Origin of the sequence: Pseudomonas sp. LS1212 (assembly GCF_024741815.1) — a bacterium.
Classification (GTDB): domain Bacteria; phylum Pseudomonadota; class Gammaproteobacteria; order Pseudomonadales; family Pseudomonadaceae; genus Aquipseudomonas.
The window spans coordinates 2,971,374-2,995,418 of record NZ_CP102951.1; the positions used below are offsets into that span (position 1 = coordinate 2,971,374).

General features: G+C 62.3%; 18 protein-coding genes. 10 read left to right on the plus strand and 8 right to left on the minus strand.

The features are described from left to right. Positions 1-127 precede the first annotated feature (127 nt). Genes NVV94_RS13850 through NVV94_RS13865 form a run of 4 tightly spaced genes read left to right on the plus strand, consistent with a single transcriptional unit; the run spans position 128 to position 5,008 of the window. Positions 128-1,231, plus strand: coding sequence for a toll/interleukin-1 receptor domain-containing protein (locus tag NVV94_RS13850; protein WP_258442969.1), 1,104 nt, complete (start codon positions 128-130; stop codon positions 1,229-1,231). Beyond that, complete coding sequence (locus NVV94_RS13855) at positions 1,228-2,991, plus strand: ATP-binding protein (RefSeq protein ID WP_258442970.1); 1,764 nt, start codon at positions 1,228-1,230, stop codon at positions 2,989-2,991. The genes NVV94_RS13850 and NVV94_RS13855 overlap by 4 nt, the downstream gene beginning before the upstream one ends. Beyond that, the gene (locus tag NVV94_RS13860; protein WP_258442971.1) at positions 2,988-3,410 is read left to right on the plus strand and encodes a hypothetical protein; all 423 of its coding nucleotides are present in this window, start codon (positions 2,988-2,990) and stop codon (positions 3,408-3,410) included. The genes NVV94_RS13855 and NVV94_RS13860 overlap by 4 nt, the downstream gene beginning before the upstream one ends. Continuing rightward, positions 3,404-5,008 carry a hypothetical protein gene (locus NVV94_RS13865; RefSeq protein ID WP_258442972.1) on the plus strand — a complete coding sequence of 535 codons (1,605 nt, stop codon included), beginning with the start codon at positions 3,404-3,406 and terminating at the stop codon, positions 5,006-5,008. Before NVV94_RS13860 ends, NVV94_RS13865 begins: the two co-directional genes overlap by 7 nt. A gap of 167 nt (positions 5,009-5,175) precedes the next feature. On the opposite strand, the gene msrA is transcribed toward NVV94_RS13865, so the two are convergent. The 3 genes from msrA to msrB are packed head-to-tail and all read right to left on the minus strand — an operon-like array spanning position 5,176 to position 8,242. Then, entirely contained in the window at positions 5,176-5,883 is a 708-nt protein-coding gene (msrA, locus tag NVV94_RS13870) for a peptide-methionine (S)-S-oxide reductase MsrA (RefSeq protein ID WP_258442973.1), read from the minus strand. Between the two features lie 49 nt (positions 5,884-5,932). Continuing rightward, positions 5,933-7,708 (minus strand): cytochrome c biogenesis protein DipZ, encoded by a 1,776-nt coding sequence (locus NVV94_RS13875; protein WP_258442974.1) that lies wholly within the window; start codon positions 7,706-7,708, stop codon positions 5,933-5,935. A 15-nt stretch (positions 7,709-7,723) separates the two neighbouring features. After that, entirely contained in the window at positions 7,724-8,242 is a 519-nt protein-coding gene (msrB, locus tag NVV94_RS13880) for a peptide-methionine (R)-S-oxide reductase MsrB (RefSeq protein ID WP_258442975.1), read from the minus strand. A 161-nt stretch (positions 8,243-8,403) separates the two neighbouring features. Between msrB and NVV94_RS13885 the strand changes: the two genes are divergently transcribed. Continuing rightward, complete coding sequence (locus tag NVV94_RS13885) at positions 8,404-9,120, plus strand: response regulator transcription factor (protein ID WP_258442976.1); 717 nt, start codon at positions 8,404-8,406, stop codon at positions 9,118-9,120. After that, on the plus strand, positions 9,117-10,634 hold the full coding sequence (locus tag NVV94_RS13890) for a HAMP domain-containing sensor histidine kinase (protein ID WP_258442977.1): 1,518 nt from the start codon (positions 9,117-9,119) through the stop codon (positions 10,632-10,634). The genes NVV94_RS13885 and NVV94_RS13890 overlap by 4 nt, the downstream gene beginning before the upstream one ends. Before the next feature lie 203 nt (positions 10,635-10,837). On the opposite strand, the gene NVV94_RS13895 is transcribed toward NVV94_RS13890, so the two are convergent. The 4 genes from NVV94_RS13895 to NVV94_RS13910 all read right to left on the minus strand — a co-directional run bounded on the left by NVV94_RS13895 (position 10,838) and on the right by NVV94_RS13910 (position 16,096). Next, positions 10,838-11,308 carry a DUF934 domain-containing protein gene (locus tag NVV94_RS13895; RefSeq protein ID WP_258442979.1) on the minus strand — a complete coding sequence of 157 codons (471 nt, stop codon included), beginning with the start codon at positions 11,306-11,308 and terminating at the stop codon, positions 10,838-10,840. Beyond that, positions 11,305-12,978, minus strand: a complete 1,674-nt coding sequence (locus tag NVV94_RS13900; protein WP_258442981.1) for a nitrite/sulfite reductase — start codon at positions 12,976-12,978, stop codon at positions 11,305-11,307. Before NVV94_RS13900 ends, NVV94_RS13895 begins: the two co-directional genes overlap by 4 nt. Before the next feature lie 228 nt (positions 12,979-13,206). Beyond that, complete coding sequence (locus NVV94_RS13905) at positions 13,207-14,631, minus strand: sigma-54 dependent transcriptional regulator (RefSeq protein ID WP_258442982.1); 1,425 nt, start codon at positions 14,629-14,631, stop codon at positions 13,207-13,209. Further along, entirely contained in the window at positions 14,606-16,096 is a 1,491-nt protein-coding gene (locus tag NVV94_RS13910) for a HAMP domain-containing sensor histidine kinase (protein ID WP_258442983.1), read from the minus strand. The genes NVV94_RS13905 and NVV94_RS13910 overlap by 26 nt, the downstream gene beginning before the upstream one ends. A gap of 317 nt (positions 16,097-16,413) precedes the next feature. On the opposite strand from NVV94_RS13910, the gene NVV94_RS13915 reads away from it, so the two are divergent. The 4 genes from NVV94_RS13915 (at position 16,414) to NVV94_RS13930 (ending at position 22,425) form a co-directional block, all read left to right on the plus strand. After that, complete coding sequence (locus NVV94_RS13915; protein ID WP_258442985.1) at positions 16,414-17,775, plus strand: hypothetical protein; 1,362 nt, start codon at positions 16,414-16,416, stop codon at positions 17,773-17,775. 36 nt (positions 17,776-17,811) lie between these two features. After that, entirely contained in the window at positions 17,812-20,334 is a 2,523-nt protein-coding gene (locus tag NVV94_RS13920) for an Ig-like domain-containing protein (RefSeq protein WP_258442986.1), read from the plus strand. 78 nt (positions 20,335-20,412) lie between these two features. After that, complete coding sequence (locus tag NVV94_RS13925) at positions 20,413-20,913, plus strand: curlin (RefSeq protein WP_258442987.1); 501 nt, start codon at positions 20,413-20,415, stop codon at positions 20,911-20,913. Between the two features lie 66 nt (positions 20,914-20,979). Beyond that, positions 20,980-22,425: a curlin gene (locus tag NVV94_RS13930; RefSeq protein ID WP_258442989.1), complete on the plus strand. Its 1,446-nt coding sequence runs from the start codon at positions 20,980-20,982 to the stop codon at positions 22,423-22,425. Positions 22,426-22,554: 129 nt separating this feature from the next. Here the strand turns inward: NVV94_RS13930 and NVV94_RS13935 are convergent, their stop codons facing one another. Further along, the gene (locus tag NVV94_RS13935) at positions 22,555-23,961 is read right to left on the minus strand and encodes a cytosine permease (protein WP_258442990.1); all 1,407 of its coding nucleotides are present in this window, start codon (positions 23,959-23,961) and stop codon (positions 22,555-22,557) included. Between the last annotated feature and the right edge of the window lie 84 nt (positions 23,962-24,045).

Here is a 24,045-nt window from a genome sequence, read left to right on the forward strand (position 1 = left end):
AGCCAACCCCCCTGTCTACAGGGTTTGAAGGAGACTTGTACTAGAATGAATCTGTGCATTTCCCAAAAATGCCCACCACCGGGGTCACGCCCGCCCCGTCACTGGATCCCTCCCAAAGGGGATTTGTATGGCTTATGTGGGACTTCCCTTCGCCCATGACCTGTTCGTCAGCTACAGCCACGGCGATGACGGTGCCGGCGCGGCCTATCTGCAGCCCTGGTCGGCAGCCTTTGTCAAAGCGCTGGAACAGGAACTGCGCGTGGAGCGCAAGTTTCGCCTGGATCTGAGGATTTTTCTGGACAGGGACCATCGCCCCGGCCAGGGCGTGGACCCCATGTCGCCCCTGACCGAGCAGTTGCGGCGCCAGATCAGCGACTCGGCCCTGCTGGTGGTGCTGATGTCCCCCGACTACCTGGCTTCGACCTGGTGCACCGAAGAACGCAATTGGTGGTGCGAGCACCAGAAACAGCTCGGCCTGCCGCTGGATGAACGGATTGCGGTGGTCAAGATCTGGCCGACCGAGCCCGAGCCGTGGCCGGCGTCGTTGGCGGACTCACGCGGGCACCCCCTGGTGGGCTTCACCTTCCACAGTTCGGTCAGCGGCGCTATACGGCCCCTGGGCTGGACTGAAGTACCCGGGACCTTCGGCAGTGATTTCCGCAAGGAACTGCTCGGGATCGTCGGCCAACTCGCCCCCAGGCTCACAGCGCTCAAGATCCGTCTCGACGAGCGTCTGCGCGCAGCAGCCGAAGTCACCCGACTGGCTCAGGCAGGTGGACAATCGATCTATCTGCACGGGCGTGCCGATCAGGCCCTGGCGTGGGAGAAAGCCGGCATTACCCTCACCGACAGTGGTTACCTCGTGGTCCCGGGCAGCCCTGACGCCGTCAAGGACGACCCGCAGAAAATCAACGAAGTGCGCGAACAACGGGTGGAAATGCTCAGCTCGTGCGATGCGCTGTTGCTGCTGGGTACCGCCGATGGCCGGGCGCTGGATGCCGACCTGGTGGTGGTCGGCAAGCATGATCGGCAATCGGCGCGCTCGCGCTCCAATCGTCTGCTGCCCTGTGGCCTGCTCAATACCGTGGGGCCGGCCATCACCACGCCGGTACGCACAGCCACTGCACGCATCGTCCAGGCCGACTGGATCGACGGGACCCTCGAGAACTGGACCGGGCAAGTCCAGCAATGGCTGCTGGAAAAAAGTGCACAGCTGGAGCCCAAGACATGAGCGACACCTTTGCCGCGCAACTGGAGGATGTGTTCAAGGTCGATCTGCCGCAGCGTCCTTACCCGGGCCTGCGGCCTTTTGAAAAAAACGAGTGGCCGATCTTTTTCGGTCGCGAGCGCATGGCCGACGCCATCGTCAAGACGCTCATCGAGAAACATCTGCTGGTCGTGCATGGCGACTCCGGCTGTGGCAAAAGCTACCTGATCCGCGCCGCGGTGCTGCCACGGCTGGAACAGGAAAATGCCCGCGCCGGCTTGCGCTGGCGGACCTGCACGGCACTGCCCCGCGAGACCCCCTTGCTCAATATCGCCCAGGCGTTGGCCGGGCTTGACGGCGAACCGCTGGATGACGAGCGGGTCATCACCCTGCGACGTTTGCTCAATTTCGGCCAGGATGCACCGGCAGAGCTTGCCCGGTTGCTGTGCGATAACCCCGGCGACAACCTGTGCATTCTGATCGATCAACTTGAAGAGCTGTTTGGGCAGGCCCGGCGCCATGGGCCGGAAGAGGCGCAACTGCTGACCCAGTTCCTGATCGAGTTGCACGCCCATCCGCCCCCCGGGTTATATGTCGTGCTGACCATGCGCTCGGAGTTCCTCGGCGCGTGCGCGCACTACCCAGGCTTCGCCGAAGTGGTCAATGCCACCCAGTATTTGTTGCCACGCATGGACCATAGCGATCTCTTGCGGGCCATCTGCGAGCCCGCCCGGTTGTATGAGGGCGATATCAGCCCCGCCCTAGCCGAACGCCTGATCAACGATGCCGGCGGCGGTCAGGACCAGCTGCCGCTGATTCAGCACGGCTTGATGCTGCTGTATAACCAGAACGTGCGGCTGCCGCCTGACCAGGACCCGCTGGCCAATCCGGCCTGGCACCTGGGGCTGGAGCATTATCACCATGAGAGCCGCCTGGCCGGACTGCTGTCTGCCCATGCCGACGATGTGCTGCACCAGGCACAGACGGCTTACCTTTCGCCAGACAGCCATGTGGTCGAAGACCTGTTTCGCGCACTGACCGATATGAACGCCGATGGCCAGGCCATCCGCCGCCCGCGGACACTCAGACAGCTGCTGTCGGTGACCGGCGCCACGGAAAAGGCCCTGCTCGGGGTGATCGACACCTACCGTGCCGATGGCGTCTCCTTTCTGACCCCTCACGGCGACACACCATTGAAAATGGACGAGCTCATCGATATCAGCCACGAGGCGCTGATCCGCTGCTGGCACAAGATTGCCGATCGAGCCGATGGTTGGCTGATCCGCGAATTCCGGGATGGTCTGGTGTGGCGCAGCCTGCTGGTTGAAGCCGAAAGTTTCGAGCAGGACCCCAGTAACGTGATTGCCCCGGCGATAACCGACGAGCGCAGTCGCTGGTTGCCCCGGCACAACCAGGCCTGGGCGGTACGCTATGGTGATGGCTGGCCGCGTGTGATGCTGCTGCTCGATGCCAGCCGCCAGGCCCGCGATCGTGCCCGTGAGCAAGCCCTTGAACAAGCCCGCCGCAAAGAGGCGCGCAGGAAATGGACCGTAGGCACCTTGGTGATCGGCGTGACGCTGGCAGGGCTGGGCTATGGCATCTATTCAAACCGCCAGTTGGTTATGACTTACGAAAACGTCAACAACCAGCTCGATGATGTGGTCAAAAAATATCCTACGCTGTCCGAGCCGCTGAACGAGGTCAAGGCCGAACTGCAGATGCAGCAGCACGGCATCAAGATCCTCGGTGTCCCTCCACCGCAAGAGAATGCGACTGACCAATGAGCCGACGCCAACGCTACAAGCGCAAGCCCGAACAATACGTCACCGCCGTCCGGCTGGACCTGGACACGCCGGGGTTTGCCTACCGCAAATGGGGCGCCGAACAACATTGCAAACAGGGTGACTGGCTGGTGAACAACGCCGGGGAAACCTACACCGTCGACGCCGACGTGTTCAGCAGAACCTACCGCCAGCTACGTCCGGGGGCCTACCTCAAGACCACGCCGGTGTGGGCCGAAGTCGCGAAGCAGGCCGGCAGCATTCGCACCAAGGAAGGCCATTCACACTACGAAGCAGGTGACTACCTGGTGTTCAACGATGAGCAAGGCCAGGACGGCTATTGCATCAAGGCCGCTCGGTTTGACGCCCTGTATGAACTGGATGAGCCAGCGGATCAGGGTTCATGGGAGGGTATATGGTAACGGCCCGTTCGTCGGCCCCGGTCGGCATGCTGATCACCACACTGCTGGTGGGAGCGATGTCCGGCTGCACACCCAAGCCTGACAAATTGACCGACGTGGCAGCGCCCATCACCTCGCCTGGCTGGATCCGCTTTCGTCCTGAAGCCCAGGTCGATGCCCGCAGCTTCATGTCGCGTTACGGTTCATCGCTGCAGTTGGCCGAAGGCACGAAAATGCGGCCCGTCTCCGAGCAGACCGACGAACTGGGCATGACCCACCTGCGCTACCAGCAGTATTACCGGGGTATCGAAGTCGAAGGCGCGCAGTTCCTGGTGCATGCCAAAGGCACCCGGGCACTTTCGGCAAACGGTGAGCTGGCCTTGCGCTTCGCGCCCAGCGTACTGCAGCCTTCGATCGACGAAGCACGCGCCTGGGCCATCGCTCGCGACCACCTGCACGCTGACGCGTATTACGACGGCGAGCGCCTCGTCGAAGCACTGAAAGCCGAACCGTCGAACCATGTGCCACGCGGCACGCTGCTGTTCACCCCCCAGGGGCCAGAGCTGGAACGCGTGCTGGCCTGGCGCTTCGATGCCTATGTGGAGCCGGTCGCCCGCTCACGCCGCCTTTACGTCGATGCCGGCACCGGCGCCATCATCAAGGAAGCCCCGCTGCTGCCCAACTGCTTCACCACCAACGCGCCGACATCGTACCGTGGCAATCAGACATTCAATACGGCGCGCGCCACTATTCCGGTGTTTGGCGAACGCTTTATCCTGGCCGACGACTGCCATGGCAACCAGCTGCGCCTGCAGTCCTTCAATTTCACCAGCGGCTCATCCAAGGATGTGTTCGACAGCGACAACAACTGGTCGGACCAGGACCGTGGCCTAGCGACGCCTGTGGGGGCCGGCGAGTGGTCGAACGTCGGGCGCCCGACGCTATCGATTGCCGACCTGAGCCTGTTCGGGGTCGGCGATGTCGATTACTTCCGCATCACCTTGCCCGACACCGCGATGGTCGGCGGCGAATGTTTCCCTTCCGGGGTGGCGCTGTCGTTCTCGGCACCGGTCGACGCGCGCATTCTGGTCGGTACAAACACCGTGCAATCGGGCCATAACGTCAGTTATCTGAAGCTCGGGGGGACATCGGGCACCTTCGTTCTGCAGGTCAGTTCGCCGTTCCCGAGCCTGATCCTGGATTACAACATCAGGGCGGCCTTTTACCAGAGCATCGACCCGAACTGCTGGCAGACCGAACCGCCTACGGTGTTCGAGCAGATTCTTGACTGCCCGATGTGCGACGTCGGCGTACTCAGCGGGCGTGACGAGCTCATCCTGGACCCCGATTACCGGCGCCCCGATCTGGTTTCTCCGCTGCAGCATTACTTCCGGTTCCGTGGCGGCGACATGGAGATTCCGATCGACGTGACGCGCGGCAATGCACTTCAGGTCGAACTGGTGGACAGCAACGGGCGCATGGTTCAACGCTCGACGTGGAGCGCAGGCAGCGAGGCAGGCCCTGCGGTGAAGGTGACCGGGTTACCCGAGGGCATTTACTCGCTGCGCTTCAGTGGCTATGGCAATGGCACGCAGATTCAGCTGCAGGCGCCCGACTGAGACGGACACGGGACTCTGGATCGCATGAAAGTCCTGCGGACTTTAGCTGGTGCGCCACTGCGACAGCCTGCGGCAGCGGCTACATCGGTTCGGCGTACCCCGGACGGCGTAGCCGCTGCCGCCAGGCTGCGCTGGAGCCCCGCAGGGCTCCACCGGCGATCTTGAAATTACTGCTCTGCCTTCACCAACACCGGCGCCTCCCGATAACGCTCTGGAAAGAGCTGCTTGAGCTGCGCAATCTTGGGCAAATCATTGATGACGATGTAGGGATGACTCGGGTGTTCCGTCAGGAAATCCTGGTGATAGCTCTCGGCCGGGTAAAAGCCGTTGAAGGTTTCAAGGCGGGTAGCGATGGGTTTGTTGAACGATCGGGCCGCGTCAAGTTGGGCGATGTAGGCCTGGGCAATACGCTGCTGTTCGCTGTTGGCCGGAAAAATGGCCGAGCGGTACTGGGTGCCGACGTCGGGGCCCTGGCGGTTCAGTTCGGTCGGGTTGTGAGCGACCGAGAAGAAAATCTGCAACAACGTGCCGTAGCTCACTTGCGCTGGATCGAAGGTGACTTCGACGGACTCGGCATGCCCGGTGTCGCCGTTGCTGACCCGCTCATAGTCGGCGGTGCTGGCGCTTCCGCCGGCGTACCCCGAGACCGCCCGCTTGACGCCTTTGACGTGCTGAAACACGCCTTGCACACCCCAGAAGCAGCCGCCGGCCAGCACTGCTGTTTCGTCGCCGGCCTTGCCGGCAGGCGCGTCCAGGGCCGGTGGGGCAATGGCGACTGCATCCTTGGCCGCGCCCAAGGACCACGCGCTGCTTTGCCCGGCGAAGGCCAGGGCCAGCAGCCCAAGGAGCAAACCGCGTATGCAAGGGACTTTCATGGTGCTGACTCCTGAAATCTTGAGATGACATATCGCATTGGCCATGCCTTCAACCGAACGTGAAGGCATATGCCGATACCCCCGGGTCGAGAAATTCGATGCTGAAGGTTCGCTCCTTCACAGCGCCTGGCTGGCGCACCAATTGGTAAAGCCGCTGCTCGGTCACGCTGCCGCTGCCATCGGGGGCCACGTCGGTACCATGGGCATCGCCAGGGGCCTGGCCATCGAGCGTGACCTTGAAACGCACCGGCTTGCCGTCGGCCCCCGGGCCCAGCACCAGGTGCAGGTCGCGGGCATGGAAGCGGTAAACGATACGACCGGTCGGGGCTACCAGGCGGGCCTGTTCGGCGCCGACCTGCCACGTGCCCTGCAAGCCCCAGTCGTTGAGCGCGAGCTGCTGCGGCACACTGTAGGAGGCGATTCGGTCAGGCGCCAGGCTGGCGGCCGGCACGAAGTGCTCGGCCCGCTGGTAACCGAGGTAGGTTTCCGGCGACCGTACGGCGGCCATGTCCGGCGCTTTCTGGACGCCCTGCCCCCTGGCACCGATCAGGCCTCCGGCGACCTGCGAGGCCCCTGCCTCGCGCAACAGCTGCTGAATGACACGCTCCGATTCGGCATAGTTACCCTCGCCAAAATGGTGGTAGCGGATGCGACCGCGGGCATCGGCAAAATAATGCGCCGGCCAGTATTGATTGCCGAAGGCGCGCCAGATCCGGAAATCGTTATCGACGGCCACCGGGTAGTCGATACCCAGGTCGCGCATGGCCTTGGTGACATTGCCCAGGTCCTTTTCGAAGGCGAATTCGGGGGCGTGCACACCGATTACCACCAGGCCCTGGTCTCGATACTTCTCGGCCCAGGCCTTGACGTACGGCAGGCTGCGCAGGCAGTTGATGCAGGAGTAGGTCCAGAAATCCACCAACACAACTTTGCCCTTCAAGGCCTGAACGGTCAGCGGTGGTGAGTTGAGCCATTGTACCGCGCCGTCGAGGGACGGCAGGTTGCCTTCGATGGGCAGCGCTGTGGCCGACCGGTCGATTTTCATCGCCGTACCCGAGGCCATCATGGCCGGCCCCGCCATCATCGCGCTGCTGGCCGGCGCCTTCCCGGCGAGACGGCCGACCAGCGCCTGTTCAAGCCCACCGGTGGAGGCCGTCGAGACCCGTGCCAGAATACCGGTATCCAGACCCAGCGCAATCGCGGCAACCCCGGCCAGCATGGCCGCGCCCAGGCCCCGTCGCATCCACTCGCCGGCCCCGAGCGAACGTTTCATCGCGGTAAAGACCTTGCCACCGAGCAACAACGCCAGGGCCAGAGAAGTAGCGGCACCCGCGGCATAGGCCAGCAACAGCAGGCTGGTACCGACGCTTGCCCCTTGCAGCGCCGCGCCGGTCAACAGCAGCCCCAGAATGGGACCTGCGCAGGGTGCCCAGAGCAAGCCCGTGGCGACGCCGATCAACACAGAAGTACCGGGGCGCGGCCGGGCATCTGCACCCGCCGCTTGCGACAGGCGATTGCCGGCTCTCACCAGCGGATGGGTCAGGCGCTCGGCCAGGGCTGGCAGCAACAGCGCCAGCCCGAACAGCGCCATGAGCAGCAACGCCAGCCAGCGGCCATATTGATTGAGCTGCACCACCCAGCCGCCGCCCACCGCCGCCAGGGTGGCCACGAGCGCAAAGGTCAGCGCCATCCCCACCAACAGTGGCGCGCCGCTGCGCCAGAACGGCTGGCCGGTGCGCGCGAAGACAAAGGGCAATACCGGCACAATGCACGGGCTGACAATCGTCAGGACACCGCCCAGGTAAGCCAGAATCAGAAGCCACATACGATCGACCTCCGGTCATGCCACCCGTGGCTGGAATTCAAGCGACAAGCCATTCATGCAGTAACGCAGGCCGGTCGGTTTCGGGCCATCGTTGAAGACATGCCCCAGGTGACCGCCGCAACGGCGGCAATGGACTTCCTCGCGCGCCATGCCGAACGAGGTGTCGGTACGGGTCGCCACGGCGTTGTCCAGGGGTTGCCAGAAGCTCGGCCAGCCGGTGTGGCTGTCGAACTTGGTGCTCGATGAAAACAGCGGCAACGCACAACCGGCGCAGACGAAGGTCCCTTCTCGGTGTTCGTCGTTCAGCGGGCTGCTGTAGGGACGTTCGGTGCCTTCCCGACGGAGAATTTCATACCGGTCCGGGCCCAGCAGGGTCTTCCACTCAACGTCGCTGTGGGTGACTTCGAACACTTCGCCCGTGCCTTGGGTGCCGACAACCTTGGCGCTTGCGGCGAAACGCGGCAGCAGACCGACGACCACCGCAGCGGCCCCCAGGCTGGTGCCGGCAACAAGGATCTGTCGTCTGGAAATCATGGCTCTCTCCAACAATTGCCCAAAGGGGTATGGAGAAAGCCTAGGCTTTTGCTGATCGCGAAATCCTCACGCCAAGTTAAACAATTCGTGATAACTCGGCGCGCAGAAAACCCGCACAATGATGGCAACGCGCAAGGCCTGGCTTTATAGGATGAGATTCGATGGATCAACCCAAGCGAGTCCTGGTGGTCGAGGACGATAAACACATCGCCGACCTGATCATGCTCCACCTTCGCGACGAGCACCTGGAGGTGGTACACAGTGCCGATGGCAATCAAGGGCTGCGTCTGCTGGAGCAAGGCGGCTGGGATGCCCTGATCCTCGACCTGATGCTGCCCGGCGTCGACGGGCTGGAAATCTGCCGCCGGGCCCGGGCCATGGCCCGCTACACACCCATCATCATCATCAGTGCACGTTCGAGCGAAATGCACCGGATTCTGGGCCTGGAACTGGGGGCCGATGACTATCTGACCAAGCCGTTCTCGATGCTGGAGCTGGTCGCGCGAGTCAAGGCGCTGTTGCGCCGGGTCGATGCGATGGCCCGCTGCCTGAAAATGGACGCCGGCAGCCTGAACGCCAGCGGCCTGTTCCTTGACCCGCTGACGCGCTTGGCGTCACTCGACGGCCGCCGCCTGGACCTCACGCCGCGTGAATTCGACCTGCTGTATTTCTTCGCCCGTCAACCGGGCAAGGTGTTCTCGCGCATGGACCTGCTCAACGCCGTGTGGGGCTACAGCCACGAAGGCTACGAGCACACGGTCAACACTCACATCAACCGTCTGCGGGCCAAGATCGAGCCTGACCCGGCGCAACCGGTACGAATCCTCACCGTGTGGGGGCGCGGCTACAAGTTCGCAAGCCCGGAGGAACAGCCGTGAGACTGACCCTCACCCACCGCCTTTCACTGGTATTCGCCCTGCTGTTGCTGGTGTGCAGCGGCACCTCGGTCTGGATGCAAGTACGCGCCAGCCGCATGCACGAGCTGGAGGTGGTGCAAGGGCTGTCCCGTGACCTGGCCGGGCACATCGCCCGTGCTACGCAACTGATGGACGCCAATGGCCTGAAGCCGGACGCCTTGCGCCAATTGTTCAGTCAGTTGATGTTGGTCAACCCGAGTGTCGAGGTCTACCTGCTCGATGCCAATGGGCGGATTGTCGGCAATGCCGCTCCGGCCGGGCGCCTGCGTCGCGAGCAGGTCGATCTGGCCCCCATACGTCGCCTGCTCGATGGCGAAGCCCTGCCGATCCTCGGCGACGACCCTCGCAGCGTCGACGGGCGCAAGGTATTCAGTGCTGCGCCCTTGCGGGTCAATGGTCGACAGGCTGGCTACCTCTATGTAGTGTTGCTCAGCGAGGAACACGACGTGTTTGCCGAGCGCGGCGCCACCAGCGCGGCGTTGAAGACGGCGTTGTGGTCGATCGGCCTGGTCGCGTTGTTGTGCCTGGTCGCCGGCCTCACGGCGTTTGCCCTGATCACCCGACCCTTGCGTCGGCTGACCGAGCGGGTGCGTCAGTTCGACATCGACGGCGCGCCGGTCGCCCCGCCCAGCACACCTGTCGCGGACAAGGCTGCCAGCCACGATGAAATCGCCATGCTCGACGCCGCCTTTGGACAGATGCAAACCCGTCTCGGCGAACAGTGGCGCTCTCTGACCCACCAGGATCAGGAGCGCCGGGAGCTGGTGGCCAATATCTCCCATGATCTGCGTACGCCGCTGGCGTCGCTGCATGGTTACCTCGAAACGCTCTCGCTCAAGGATGCCACCCTGACCCCGGACGAGCGCCGCCGCTACCTGGGCATTGCCCTCGATCAGAGCCGCAAGGTCAGCGGGCTGGCGCAGTCCTTGCTGGAGCTGGTGCGCCTGGAACATGGTTTTGTCCAGCCGGTGCTGGAGCAGTTTTCCTTGACCGATCTGGTACAGGACGTTTTCCAGAAATTCGAACTGAGCGCCGATGCGCGGCAGGTGGAACTCAAGGCCAGCTTCGCCCCCGGTGTCCCGGCGGTGTGCGCCGACCTGGGGTTGGTCGAACGCGTCCTGACCAACCTGCTGGACAATGCGCTGCGTCATACGCAGGTCGCCGGTGACGTGGAAGTCGCTCTTGCGGCGCGAGGCTCGTTCGTCGAAGTGACGGTGAGCGACAGCGGCCCCGGCATTGCCGCTGAACTGCGCGAAGGCCTGTTCCTGCGCCCGTTCAACATCGGCGGCGCACGTCGTGACGGGGGGTTGGGCTTGCGTATCGTGCACCGGATCCTGCAACTGCACGGCAGCAGGATCTGCCTGGTGGACAATCCGGGACGCGGTGCGACCTTGCGCTTCACCTTGCCGGTGGACGCGCAGACTGCGTCCCGATTGGCGGTACGCTCATCGACTCACGATGCATCATCACATTGACACATCGGCTTTCTGTAGAAGCGGCGGGGGCGCCTAGCCTTGCCAGCGATGCAAACGACGCGGTCTGTCCGAAGTACCGCGGTGAAGCTATCGCTGGCAAGCCAGCTCCCACAAGGGTAATGCGTGCACCACGGTCCTCTGTGGGAGCTGGCTTGCCAGCGATGAGGCCCAGGCGCCACGAGGCAAGCGCCTGGCCTACCGCATCAACGCCGCCGAAACAACGGCCTGGGCTCAATCACCGAACGCCCGTACAACACGCTCATCCCCGCCAGGCCCTTGAGCGCATCCTCGGCCGACTTGTCTTCGCGAACGGCAAAGCTGTCAAAGCCGCATTGACGCATATGGCTCAACTGGTCGCGCAACACATCGCCAATGGCCCGCAGCTCGCCTTTCCAGCCCAGCCGGGTGCGCAGCAGGTAGGCCTGGCTGTAGCCGCGGCCGTCGCGAAAACTGGGAAAATCCACCGCGATCAGTGGCAGCTCGGCGAGCCTGGGTTCGAGGCTTTCCGCCTCGTCGTCCGGGCTCAACCAGACGCCATGACCTTCCCGCCAGTGCGCCAGCGGGAGTATCAAGCGCGCTTGTGGTAGCTCGCCCGAGGCCTCGCGAACCAGTGTCCACGGGTCGTCAGGCACGACCCGGGCCTGGCCATCGAGCAACCGAATCAGATTGTTCATACCGCCACCTCCACGGCCTTGGCATAGATCCGCTCCTTGAACGGCTCAAGGCCGATGCGTTGGACGGTATCGACGAACAGCTCCTCGCTTTCGCGATAGGCAACGAAGGTTTCGACGATCTGTTCGATCACCTCGGGAATTTGCGCGGCGCTGAACGACGGCCCGATCACCTTGCCCAGTGCGCTGTCCTTGCCCTGCGCACCGCCGAGCGTGACCTGGTACCACTCGCTGCCATTCTTGTCGACGCCAAGTATGCCGATATTGCCGATATGGTGATGGCCGCAGGCGTTGATGCAGCCGGAGATGTTCAGGCTGATCGCCCCCAGATCGTGCAGGTAGTCCAGGTCCTCGAAACGCTGTTGAATGGCCTGGGCGATCGGGATCGACGTGGCATTGGCCAGCGCACAGAAATCACCGCCCGGACAGGCAATGATGTCGGTCAGCAGGCCGATATTGGCGGTGCCCAGGCCTTGCTCGCACGCCAGGGACCACAAGGCATGCAGATCACGCTTGGGCACATCCGGCAGGATCAGGTTCTGCTCGTGGGCGATGCGGATCTCACCGAAGCCGAACCGCTGCGACCAATCGGCGACGGCTTCCATCTGGACATCGGTGAGGTCACCTGGCGGCGAGGCCGGCCCGGGCTTGGTCGAAAGCACCACGCTGGCATAGCCTGGCACCTTGTGCGGCTGAACATTGCGCGCGACCCAACGGGCGAAGGCGGCGTCCATGGCCAGGTGCGTACCGAACTCCAGGTCGGTGTCGGCCAGTGTCTGGTAGCGCGGCGGTACGAATGCGTCGGCGACCCGCTGGTATTCAGCCTCGGTCAGTTGCGCCGGGCCGTCCTTGATGTGCTGCCACTCCTGCTCGACTTCGTGGGCGAAGGCCTCGATCCCCAGTGCCTTGACCAGGATCTTGATACGCGCCTTGTATTTGTTGTCGCGCCGGCCATGGCGGTTGTAAACCCGCAGGATGGCTTCGACGTACGACAGCAGGTGCTGCCACGGCAAGCCTTCGCGGATCTGCAAGCCGAGAATCGGCGTGCGGCCCAGGCCACCGCCGACCATGACCCGCAACAGCATCTCGCCGTCCTGGCCCCGGTACAGGTACAGGCCGATGTCGTGCATCATGATCGCCGCCCGGTCCTGTTCGGCCGAACAGATGGCGATCTTGAACTTGCGCGGCAGGAACAGGAATTCCGGGTTGATGGTCGACCACTGGCGCAGGATTTCTGCCAGTGGGCGCGGGTCCATCAGTTCGTCGGCAGCGACGCCGGCGAAGGCTTCGGTGGTGATGTTGCGCACGCAGTTGCCGGAGGTCTGGATCGCATGCATCTCGACCTCGGCCAGGACCGCGAGGATGTCCGGGACCTGGGCCAGTTCGATCCAGTTGAACTGAATATTCTGGCGGGTGGTGAAGTGCCCATAGCCACGGTCGAATTCCCGGGCGATGCGCGCCAGGGTGCGCAACTGATTGGCGCCCAGCGTGCCGTAGGGGATGGCCACGCGCAGCATGTAGGCGTGCTTTTGCAGGTACAGGCCATTTTGCAGGCGCAGGGGCAGGAACTCTTCCTCGCTCAGCTCACCGCCCATAAAGCGCTGCACCTGGTCGCGAAACTGCGCGACGCGCTCATGGACCAGCGCGCGGTCATACTCGTCATAGTGATACATGGTCGGGGCCTCGTCAGTGCTTGCTGGCTGCCCTCTGGCCGGGGCAGTTCAAGAGGCCTGCGACTATGCTCGCGATGTGTATTGCATAACAGATTCAGATTGCCTTCATAAAACCATATCAGCGTCGCGGATGTGAGCGACCGCTTTGCGGTCGATCGCGGGCAAGCCCGCTCCCACAAGTCCTGAGTACCACCTGTGGGAGCGGGCCTGCCCGCGATGTTGCCCAGGCTACCAATGCCGCTTGTCAGGCCGGGTCAACCCCAGCTTCTCGATCCGATACCGCAGCATGTCACGGGTCAAGCCCAGCAACCGCGCCGACTTGGTCACGTTCCAGTCGGTCTTGTCGAGCATGCTGCGCACCCGGTCGCTCTCGCCGTGTGGCAGTTCCTCATCATCGGCATGCTCGACAGGTGCCACGTACGCGTGGTTCATGCGCACCTGCAGTGGCGGTTCATCGACCAGGCTCATGCACACATTAAGCTGGCCCGGTTCGATGAGCGGATTCGGCGCCAGCAGCACGGTTTGCTCGAGCATGTTGCGCAGTTCGCGCACATTCCCCGGCCAGCTGTAACTCATCAGCAGCGATTGGGCCTGTGCGCTGAACCGCAGGTTCGGCTTGCCATAGCGCTTGCCGTGCCTGGCGAGAAAATGCCTGGCCAGCAACAGCACATCTTCGCCGCGCTGATGCAGGCGCGGCACCTTGATCGAAATGATCCTCAGGCGAAAGAACAGGTCACGCCGAAACTTGCCCTGCTGGACCATCTGTTCCAGGTTGCAGTTGGTGGCGCTGATGATGCGCAGGTCGACCCTGCGCTCCTTCACCGAACCAACCCGGCGGATGGTCCGGTCTTCCAGCAGCTTGAGCAGCTTGGCTTGCAGCAACAGGTCCATTTCACCGACTTCGTCGAGAAACAGGGTCCCGCCATCAGCCGCTTCGACCAGGCCTACCCGACGCTCCTTGGCATCGGTGAAGGCGCCTTTTTCGTGGCCGAACAGTTCGGCCTCGATCAGGTTGGCCGGTATCGAAGCGCAGTTGAATTCGACAAAGGGTTCCTTGCTGCGTGGCCCGTCGAAATGCAGGGCCCGGGCGACCAGCTCCTTGCCGGTCCCGGTTTCCCCTTCGATCAGGACCGGAGGCAGGTCGCTGTTGTCCATCCGCCGTTCGGCATCGAGCAACTGATGGATCATGTCTTTCATCGAGCGCATCGCCGGGGACTCGCCGATCAGCGCCTTGATCCCGGAATTGTGCGCTTCGCGTTCCTGATAGAACGACAGTGCACGCTCCATGCGCTCGGTCTCCAGGGCCTTGTCCAGCAACAACTTGAGCTCTGGCAGGGCCACCGGCTTGGTCAGGTAATGGAAGGCCCCCTCTTTCATCGCCATGACTGCATCTTCAACATTGCCGTAACCGGTCATCATGATCAGTTTGAGCGCAGGCGCCGTGCTGCTCAGGTGCTTGATCAGTTCGTGCCCGCTCATGCCCGGCAAGGAGTTGTCGGTGAGGACGACATCCGGCTGGCACGTCTTGAGCAACTCCAGGGCCTCTTCGGCCGAATGGCAAACCAGGGCTTCGAAATCCCTGCGTTCCAGGTAGGTCTTGATGTTATCGGCAAGAAGTTCGTCATCCTCAACGACCAGAATGCTGTGCTCCATGTTCCCCTCCCGCTGCAATTCTAAAAACCAGGTTCACGCGGGTTCCTTCCGCTTCGCGGCTGCTCAGGCTGACGGCGCCGCCGAAACGCTCCATTATTCGTTTGACCAGCATCAGGCCTACCCCCAGGCCACCCTGCTTGGTGGTGAAGAACGGCTTGAACACCATCTGTTCCTGTTGCCGGGTCATGCCTTTGCCGCTGTCGGTCAGAAACATGCGCAAGACGCCGTTCGCAGGTTCGGGTTCGAGCTCGATTTTCAGTACCCCACCGTTGGGCATCGCCTCCAGTGCATTGCCCAGCAGGCTATTGAGAATCTGCGTGAGTTGCACCTGCTGGCTGACTACCGGCGGCATCGGCTGCGGCTCGTATTCGACCCGCACGTTCGATCGCTTGATCTGCAGCGCATAGGCATGGAGGCTGTCCTGCACCGTCGCGACCAGGTTGACCTCCTCCGATTCTTCGCTCAAGGGGCGCAGTGACTGCAACAACTCACGTACCCATTTGGACATGCGGTCGACCTGGCTGATGATGTCTTCGATGTTCTTTTGTGCAGGCTCGCCGGCCACCTCCTGGGCCAGCTCGGCGCTCGATCGGATCGAGGCCAGCGGGTTGCGCAGGCTGTGCGCCACCGCCGACGACATCTCGCCCAGGGCGACAAAGGTTTCGTTGGTGATCAGTTGCCGCTGCTGCGATTCGAGCAGGCCGGCAGCCCGTCGCACGATCCAGTACAGGCCGAAATAAATCAGGCCACCGCCGAAGGCCGTGGCCAGCCAGATCAGCACGAAGCCGCGATCGATCCGGGCGATCAGGTCCTTGGGCTCCTTGTAGATCTCGACCATGGCCGTCACGGTCTGTTCATCGGCATCGAACAGCGGGATGTAATTCTCGATGAACAGGAATTCGGGAGGCTTGGGAAACTTCTGCTCCATTCGTTCTTCGGAGACCTTGTGGTAGCTGGAGGAAACGCGTTGCCTGGTTCTGAACGCGTTCTCAAGGTCTTCGTCGCCTGCGATGCGCTGGCCGATCAGCGCCGGGTTGCTCGACCAGATGATCACATGGTCGGGCGCATAGATATTGGCCAGCAGTACATCGGGCAGGTGCAGGATATGGTCGAGAAACTCATCTCGGGCACGGGCGCGGGCTTCGGGCATGACGTCGGGAAAGTTCATGTCCTGGCGTGGATCGAGCAACTCGCCCATGGTCCGCACGTTGGAAATTTCGACGTGACGAACCTCCGCCGCGCCCAGGGCGTGAATGAACTGCGCAGTCAGCAAGGCATCACGTTCTACGCTTTCGTTCACCAAAAAACGGGTGGTGATGAGTCCCAGCCCCACCGCCACCGAGGCGATGATGCCCAGGCTGACCAGCGAGAACCAGCGCAGCAGATTGAATTGCGGCCTGGAGGCTTTCATCGCCTTTTCAGCCGATGCCCCCGACAGTGCATCCTTGCGCTCGACCATCTGCATGAACGAATTCCCCCGGCGCTTTTCTCTTTGGTATAGCCCAGACTTTTCAGGTTGCCTGAATCATTAGTCATGACTAATCAGTAAGTGATAGTAATTGGCCGGTACCACCGAGCCAGCACTCAGCATAGCTGATACCCACGCCTACCCATCCTCCCCCAAAAGCCCCAAACCTGGGGCTCCCCCGCTCTTCTCGCAACGCTCTGAAAATCCTGCACAGGCCTTGTCCCACGGGCATTTGCGCTGCTTGGTACGGAACTTGCCCAAGCCTCTGCAACGCTCCATCCCACGGGTCTGGTTCATTGCAAGAGGGAAGACTCATGCACCACACACTGTCCCACACAGCTTCACTGCTTTTACTCACGACGGCCGTCCAGGGTTCGGCCCTGGCGGCCCTTTACGCTGTCGACCCTGGCCCCTACCTGCCACAGAACGGCTCTTTTGCCGCCTGGTATCAGGACAGCCATGGTCGAACGCTCGATCTTTGCCTGTCCAAGAACCTTAGTTCACGAGTGCCAAGCACCCCAGGCGCTCCCTCATACATGTGCCAGCTGTTGCCGGAACCGGGCGTGTTCGATGACACCCAGCCCGTCATTTTCCCCAGCAACTTCCCCGACGAAGCCTTCTGGTTCGCTGGCAACGCGGCCATTGTCGATGTTGCCAGCGGCATAAACCTGACCTACGTGACCGCCATCGAAGCGGCGTTCGCCGCCGAACTTCCGGTTGAGGGCGACCAGATGAGCTTCGCCCGTGTCCGGATTCGGGTGGATGTCCCCAGCCCCGGGGTCTACACCGTGACCCACCCCTATGGCGTCGACGTGTTCACCGTGACGGACGCCGACTTCGGCACCGACGGCAACCGCGCGATCAACATGACCCGCGACATCGGTGTCGGCGTGCCGAAAACCTATGACGGCGCCTTGCGTGGCGATATCGGCCCCTTCCTGCGCAGCGTCAACGGGCCCTATAGCGAAATCAACCCGGAGACCGGCGCCGCCGACACCTTCATCGGCGACCCGAACCTGCCAGAGCCGGCCACCGGCAGCCCCTTCAATACAAACTTCGTCCGTATCGAAGGCCCTGGCGGCCTGGACCTGCGCACCACCCTGTTCGCCCTGTCGGGCAAGCTTTCCAAGGTCGTGCGGCCAACGCCAATGATCACCCAGCGCAGCACCTATTCACGGCATACCGGCGATGGCGGCGTGGTCGCTCAGCAAGATGTCTTCATGCAGGCCCCGCCACCGCCGGCCACTGCGCGCTTTGTCAGCGACAACCAGACCGTGGCAATGATCGAATCCAACGCCACCGGCAATTGGTACGGCCAGTCCGCCCTCAACCCGACACTGCCGGTCAATCTGCAACTGACCGCCGACAACCAGCCGGCCGTTTCCACCAGTACGCCGACCACCCAGACAGTGCCACTGGTCGATCTGGTGACTATCCAGCGCGCCGAGTACAGCCTGGCCTCCGGGCAGCTGTCGCTGGCGGCCTCGACCAGTGACGAGACTTCGCCACCCACCTTGACGGCCATGACCGGCAACGGCACGGCCATTGGTGCACTCGGCGGCGAAGGCGCAACGAAAACGCTGACAACCGGGATCTCGCCGATCCCCCCGGCCAAGGTCCAGGTGATCTCGGCCAATGGCGGTAGCGATACCGAAGAAGTGGTCATCGTTCCTTGACCGCGTCCTCTACCTGATCTCGAATCCGGAGGCATCATGAACAAATGGCCACGCCTGGCGCTCAGCGCCATTGGGCTAACCCTCTCGATGGCGGGGACGGCACATGCCGGTCTTGCTGCCGTCGACCCCGGCCCCTACACGGTCGCCAGCGGTCGTTTCCCGATGTGGTACCAGGACCACAGCGAGAAGAAACTCGAACTCTGCCAAACCCGGGCCGTCAGCTCGCGGGCGGTTGCCGGTGTCACCCCCGCCTATATGTGCCTGCTGGGCGCAGAACCGGGGTACGACGATACCCAGCCCATGGTGTTCCCGGACAACTGGCCAGGGGAGCTGTTCTGGTTCACGGCCGGGGCCGATATCCCGCAGGTCGGCACCAGTGGTTATGAACTGGAGGCCTACGTGGCCGCCGTCGAGGCCGCGTTCTCCTCGGAGGCCCCGGTGGATGGCGATCAAGTCACTTTCGCCCGGATCCGCATTCGCGCCAGCGTACCCCGCACCGGCACCTACACCATTACCCACCCGTACGGCATTGAAACCATCGATGTCACCACCACCGGGCGCCGCGCGATCAACATGACCCGCGACATCGGCATCGGTGCACCGGGCAACTTCAGCGGCGCGTTGAACGGCAACATCGGGCCCTTCCTGCAGAGCGTCAACGGCCCCTACACCGAGATCAACCCGGACACCGGCGTCAGCGAAACCTTCGTCGGCGACCCGAACCTGACCGAAGCGGTCACCGGTAGCCCCAATGGGACCAACTTCGTGCGCATCCAGGGCCCGGCCGGGACCATCCAGACCAACCTCTTCACCATTACCGGCAAGGTCTTCGACAACCGTATCCAGACACCTCTGGATCTCGACCGCAGCACGTATCGACGCACCAGCGCCGGCACCCAGGTGGAAGTCTTCGCCAAGGCGCCGAACAGCTCTTCGCTGTGCTATCGCGATACCCTGGCATTGCTGCCGGGCACGCCGCCATCGCCCTGCCAGATCACGATGCTGAGCGACAACAACGGGCTGTATTTTGCTCACCATTCGCCCACCGGTGCCGTACCGCCGTTCGTGGTGGTCACTGCCAGCAACCCCACCGGCACCACCAAGCCGACCTCGCATTCGAGCAAACTCACCGACGTCGTCAAGGTCCAGACCGCAAGGTATGACTGGAGCAATCACCGGTTGACCATCGAAGCGACGTCCAGCGATGAGGTCGCGATTCCCGACCTGGTTGCCCAAGGCTTCGGCCGCCTGGCCAAGTCCGGAACCCTGCAACAGCTGATCGTGACCGACCTGGCTCAGCCACCGGCCAGCATCACCGTCAAATCGGCCGCCGGCGGTGCCGACAGCGAGCTGGTCACCGTGGTCGGCAGGGCCCCGACAGAAGCTCAGAACGGCGCGCCGCGTGCCATGGCAGACAGTGCCACGACCGGCCCCGGTGTTCCGGTGACTGTCAACGTACTGGCCAACGACACCGACCCTGAAAGCAATACCCCGCTGACAGTAGCGGACCTCACCCAGCCTGCCGCCGGGCAAGGCACCGTAGCACTCAGTGGCACTACTGCGGTGATCTACACGCCGCCGGCAGTCGTCAACGGGCCGTTGGTAACAACGTTCACCTACCGCGCCGTCGATTCCGAGGGAGCGAAGTCCGAGCCCACCACTGTGACTGTCACTGTCACGGCTGCCGCCAACCAGGCCCCTGTTGCCGGCAATGACACCGGTGCAACGCAGACCGCTCCGGTCACCCTGAGCGTACTGGCCAACGACACCGACCCCGACAACAACACGCCGCTGACCGTGGTCAACCTGACCCAGCCTGCCGCAGGCCAGGGCAGCGTCACTACCAACGGCACGACGGTCACCTACACACCACCTGCGGGGCTGCTCAACCCCACTACCGCGACCTTCACCTACCAGGCCAGGGATAGCCTGGGCGCTCTCTCGGCTCCGGCAACGGTCGCCGTGAATGTGACGGTTCCCGTCAACCAGGCGCCTGTTGCCGGCAATGACACCGGTGCGACCCAGACCGCTCCGATCACCCTGAGCGTGCTGGCCAACGATACCGATCCGGAGGGCAACACGCCGCTGACCGTGGTCAACCTGACTCAGCCTGCCGCCGGCCAGGGCAGTGTCACCACCAACGGCACGACGGTGACCTACACGCCGCCAGCGTCGCTGGTCAACGCCATCAGCGCGAGCTTCACCTATCAGGCCCGCGATAGCCGGGGCGCCCTCTCGGCTCCAGCGACGGTCACCGTGCAAGTATCGCCGGTGATCAACCTGGAGAACCTCAGGGTCACCGCGGCCATAGTCCAGGCCCGCGTAGGTGGGCGCTTCACCTGGGATATATCCGGGGCCTCCGGGATCATCCTGGGCAACACCATCACCGTTCAGGTCGCTACCCCGACCGGTCTGGTGACCCTGGGCACAGCGTCCGTAGCACTGACCGGCCGCTGGCGGTTGGTGGTCACCAACAGCATCGTGCCGGGCGCGAACCCAACGGCCACCGCCCGATCATCGGCGGGCAGCACGATCAGCTTCCCGGTGGTGGCCCAGTAGCGACCCACCCCGCCTCCCTCAGCGGAGGCGGGGTCAGCCGTTGAAGGTTTCTTGACTTGAACCCGAAAGGACTTCGACATGCCCGGCCAATCTCGTACTTCGCTCCGGCAACTGATCCTCGGCCTGGCCTTGCCGTTGTGCCTGGGCAGCCAGGCACTGCGGGCCAATGACCTGATGGAGAACTTCGATATCGCACCGGGTAACGACCTGGGCGAGCCACAGGCAGTGTTCTTGATGGCGACGCCAAATGGCCAACAGGCACTGATCAGCCAAAGCGGTGAAGCCAACCTGGCGACGCTGAACCAGAACGGCCAGTCCTTGCTCGGGCAGATCGTCCAGGCCGGTAGCGCCCAGGAAGCCTGGATCCTGCAACAAGGCATCGACCAGATCGCACTGATCAATCAACAAGGCTATGGCAACCAGGCCTACATCAGCCAGAACGGATCGAACAACCGTGCACAGATAGACCAGAACGGAAACAGCAACAGCGCCAGCATCGAACAGAACGGTGCCGGCCTGCGGAGCAGTGTCAGCCAGAACGGCAATGGCCAGCGTGTCGAAATTCGCCAATACCACTGACCTGATCACTGCCATTGACCTAATCAGTACCACGCAAGCAAAAGCGAATTACCAGGAGGCAATACCATGTTCAAGCTCACCCCCCTCGCTGCCGCCGTGCTGATACTGGCCAGCACCCAGACACTGGCTGATGACAGCGTCTCGACCCAGGACCAGTCCGGTAACGTGAACATTGCCAATGTGTACCAGATCGACGCCAGCCAGGCCAGCACGATTCAGACCCAAAGGGGCGACGGTAACGATGCCGCCGCAGTGCAGCAGGTGACCAACAACCCCATCGAACAGACCCAGGAGGGTACCCAGAACGCCGGTTACGCCGATCAGCTCTATGAAAGTACCGGGGCCATCGTGCAAAAACAGAACGGTAGTTTCAACGGCACCCACGCCAGCCAATCGACGGGCTACGATAACCAGGCCCTGCAACAACAACTAGGCGAAGGCAACTTCTCTTTTATCATCCAGGAAAGCCAGATTGGCGCGCAGGCCACGACGTATCAGTCGGGCAGTAACAACGAGGCCAATATCGAGCAGTTGTTCAGCGGCTCGAACAACAACGCGCTGGTGATTCAAACCGGTATGGGGCAGTTCGCCGCCGCCGAACATCTGAACTACCTCAACGGCCAGATCGAGATCAACCAGAACGGCGATGGCAACTGGGCCTACGCCGAACAGGGCGAAGGCATTGGCGGCAATGTCAACGTGATCCAGGACGGTATGCTCAACTCCGTCGAAGTCTGGCAAGACTCGCAAGTGGGTAGCCGGGCCGGCATCACCCAAAGTGGCGACAGCAACGAAACGGTGGCCGACCAGAGCTTTGGCGAAAGCAACCTGACCACGATCCTGCAAATAGGTGGCGGCAACGCCATCTACGCCGATCAATTCGAGTCGAACAATTCGACCACCAACCTGTTCCAGGACGGCCAGGGCAACCTGGCACTGACCTATCAGACCGGCGAAAACCAAAGCCTGGTGGTGTCTTCGGTTGGCGATGACAACAAGGTCTACGCCAGCGACTGGCAAGGTCCGCAGCATGGCGGTCAGTTCGGCAGCAATCAGCGCGCCGAGATTTACCAGGACGGCACGGGTAACACCGCCAACCTGACCCAGAAAGACATTTCCCAGCACACTCAACTGAGCCAGTCCGGCTATGGCAACCAGGCCAGCGTGAGCCAGTCTGATGCCTACAACGAATTGTACTTCGAGCAAAATGGCACCGATAACATCCTGGTCGCCGACCAGCGCGGTACGGAAAACCTCGGCTCGGGCACCAGCAGCGGGACAGGTAACATCGTCGAGCTCGAGCAGTCCGGTAGCGGCAACCAAAGCTATACCTACCAGCTCTATGGCGATACCAACCTGGCATCGATCAAACAAACCGACGGGGTCAACATGGCCTACATCACTCAAGGTGGCTCGGCTAACCAGGCCAATGTCGACCAGAGTGGCCATAACATGAACGCGACCATTCAACAAACAGGGACGCGCAACCAGGCTAGCGTATTGCAGCAGTGAGCAAGCGATTAACCCTCTCCGGCAATTCCCCTTTGCTCCCACGTTTGTGCGTGGGAGCTTTTTTTATCGCGGCAGGGAACGCGGAGCGTCAAAAGAGGCATTCCCACGCAGAGCGCGGGAGCGAGATCGTTAGTTCGTGAAACTTGGCTGCGCCGCATTTTGCGCTTGCGTGCGGCCGCGGGTTGCCAGGCAGTAATACAGTGGGCAGGTGACTACCAGGCCGACCAGCCAGGACAGGTCCACACCTTCGATAGTGTTGGCATAGGGCCCGACGTACAGCGATGTGTTGGCGAACGGCAATTGCACCAGGATGCCGATGAAGTACGCCACGATCGCGTGCAGATTGAAGCGTCCGTAGATCCCGCCATCGGCCTGGAAAATCGACGCGATGTCATAGCGACCGCGCTTGATCAGATAAAAGTCGATCAGATTGATCGATGCCCACGGCACCAACACCAGCAGCAACGCCAGAATCAAACCGATGAAGTGCGAAATGAAATTCGCCGACGCGCTCAGCGCCATCAGGCAGCAACCCACCAGTACCACAGTCGATAACACTACCCGTACCTTGATGCTCGGCGTCCAGCTGCCGGCAAAGGTCTGGATCGAGGTGACGATCGACAACACAGCACCATACAGATTCAATGCGTTGTGACTGATGATGTTGAGCAGGAACAGCACCATCAGGATCGGCCCGAGCACGCCGGTCGACTGCTTGACCGCCGCCATTGCCTCGGTGCCTTCAGGGGTAGCCAGAACCGCCACTGCGCCAAAGCTGAACGACAGGATGGTCCCCAGCGTTGCGCCGAAATAGGTTGCCCAGAACGGCCGGGCAATCCCGATATCGCTCGGCAGGTAGCGCGAATAGTCCGATACATAAGGCGAGAAACTGATCTGCCAGATGATGCCCAGCGACACCGTCGCCAGCCAGCCGGACAGATTGAAGCCACCACGGCTGAAGAAATCCGCCGGCAGATCATGCCCGAAGATATAGACGAAGCCTACGAGCAAGGCGCTGCCCATGACCCAGGTGCCGATACGGTTGAGGGTATGGATGAAGCGATAGCCGATCACCCCGATAGCCGTGGCACTCAAGGCACCGATGACGATACCTGCAGGCAGCGGTACCGATTCGACGATGCCATGGATCGACTCACCGGCCAGAACGATATTGGAGATAAAGAAGCCGATATAGATGATGGCCGCGAAAAACACGATCAACAACGCACCATAACGGCCGAACTGGCCACGGCTCTGGACCATCTGCGGAATCCCCATCCGGGGCCCCTGGGCTGAAGCCAGGGCGATGACAATGCCACCGATCATGTGCCCGAGGGCGATCGCGATCAGCCCCCAGAGCAGATTGAGGTGAAATACCTGTACCACCATCGCGCCGGTCACGATCGGCAGTGGCGCGATATTGGTACTGAACCACAGGGTAAAGAGGTCGCGGGCTTTCCCGTGACGTTCGGCTAGCGGTACGTAATCGACCGTGTGGTTCTCGATCAGCTGGTTTTGCTGGGACGGCTGGGACATGGGCAATGAACTCGAGTTTGTCTGTTCTTATCTTTGTATGAAGCCAAACCAGGAAGCCGTCAGATGGCCCCTTAGATGAACACC

Excerpts from the sequence above, each read along its gene's own strand:
- NVV94_RS13850 (WP_258442969.1), top strand. The coding sequence starts at position 128 with ATGGCTTATGTGGGACTTCCCTTCGCCCATGACCTGTTCGTCAGCTAC.
- NVV94_RS13855 (WP_258442970.1), top strand. The coding sequence starts at position 1,228 with ATGAGCGACACCTTTGCCGCGCAACTGGAGGATGTGTTCAAGGTCGAT.
- NVV94_RS13860 (WP_258442971.1), top strand. The coding sequence starts at position 2,988 with ATGAGCCGACGCCAACGCTACAAGCGCAAGCCCGAACAATACGTCACC.
- NVV94_RS13865 (WP_258442972.1), top strand. The coding sequence starts at position 3,404 with ATGGTAACGGCCCGTTCGTCGGCCCCGGTCGGCATGCTGATCACCACA.
- msrA (WP_258442973.1), bottom strand. The coding sequence starts at position 5,883 with ATGAAAGTCCCTTGCATACGCGGTTTGCTCCTTGGGCTGCTGGCCCTG.
- NVV94_RS13875 (WP_258442974.1), bottom strand. The coding sequence starts at position 7,708 with ATGTGGCTTCTGATTCTGGCTTACCTGGGCGGTGTCCTGACGATTGTC.
- msrB (WP_258442975.1), bottom strand. The coding sequence starts at position 8,242 with ATGATTTCCAGACGACAGATCCTTGTTGCCGGCACCAGCCTGGGGGCC.
- NVV94_RS13885 (WP_258442976.1), top strand. The coding sequence starts at position 8,404 with ATGGATCAACCCAAGCGAGTCCTGGTGGTCGAGGACGATAAACACATC.
- NVV94_RS13895 (WP_258442979.1), bottom strand. The coding sequence starts at position 11,308 with ATGAACAATCTGATTCGGTTGCTCGATGGCCAGGCCCGGGTCGTGCCT.
- NVV94_RS13900 (WP_258442981.1), bottom strand. The coding sequence starts at position 12,978 with ATGTATCACTATGACGAGTATGACCGCGCGCTGGTCCATGAGCGCGTC.
- NVV94_RS13905 (WP_258442982.1), bottom strand. The coding sequence starts at position 14,631 with ATGGAGCACAGCATTCTGGTCGTTGAGGATGACGAACTTCTTGCCGAT.
- NVV94_RS13910 (WP_258442983.1), bottom strand. The coding sequence starts at position 16,096 with ATGCAGATGGTCGAGCGCAAGGATGCACTGTCGGGGGCATCGGCTGAA.
- NVV94_RS13915 (WP_258442985.1), top strand. The coding sequence starts at position 16,414 with ATGCACCACACACTGTCCCACACAGCTTCACTGCTTTTACTCACGACG.
- NVV94_RS13920 (WP_258442986.1), top strand. The coding sequence starts at position 17,812 with ATGAACAAATGGCCACGCCTGGCGCTCAGCGCCATTGGGCTAACCCTC.
- NVV94_RS13925 (WP_258442987.1), top strand. The coding sequence starts at position 20,413 with ATGCCCGGCCAATCTCGTACTTCGCTCCGGCAACTGATCCTCGGCCTG.
- NVV94_RS13930 (WP_258442989.1), top strand. The coding sequence starts at position 20,980 with ATGTTCAAGCTCACCCCCCTCGCTGCCGCCGTGCTGATACTGGCCAGC.
- NVV94_RS13935 (WP_258442990.1), bottom strand. The coding sequence starts at position 23,961 with ATGTCCCAGCCGTCCCAGCAAAACCAGCTGATCGAGAACCACACGGTC.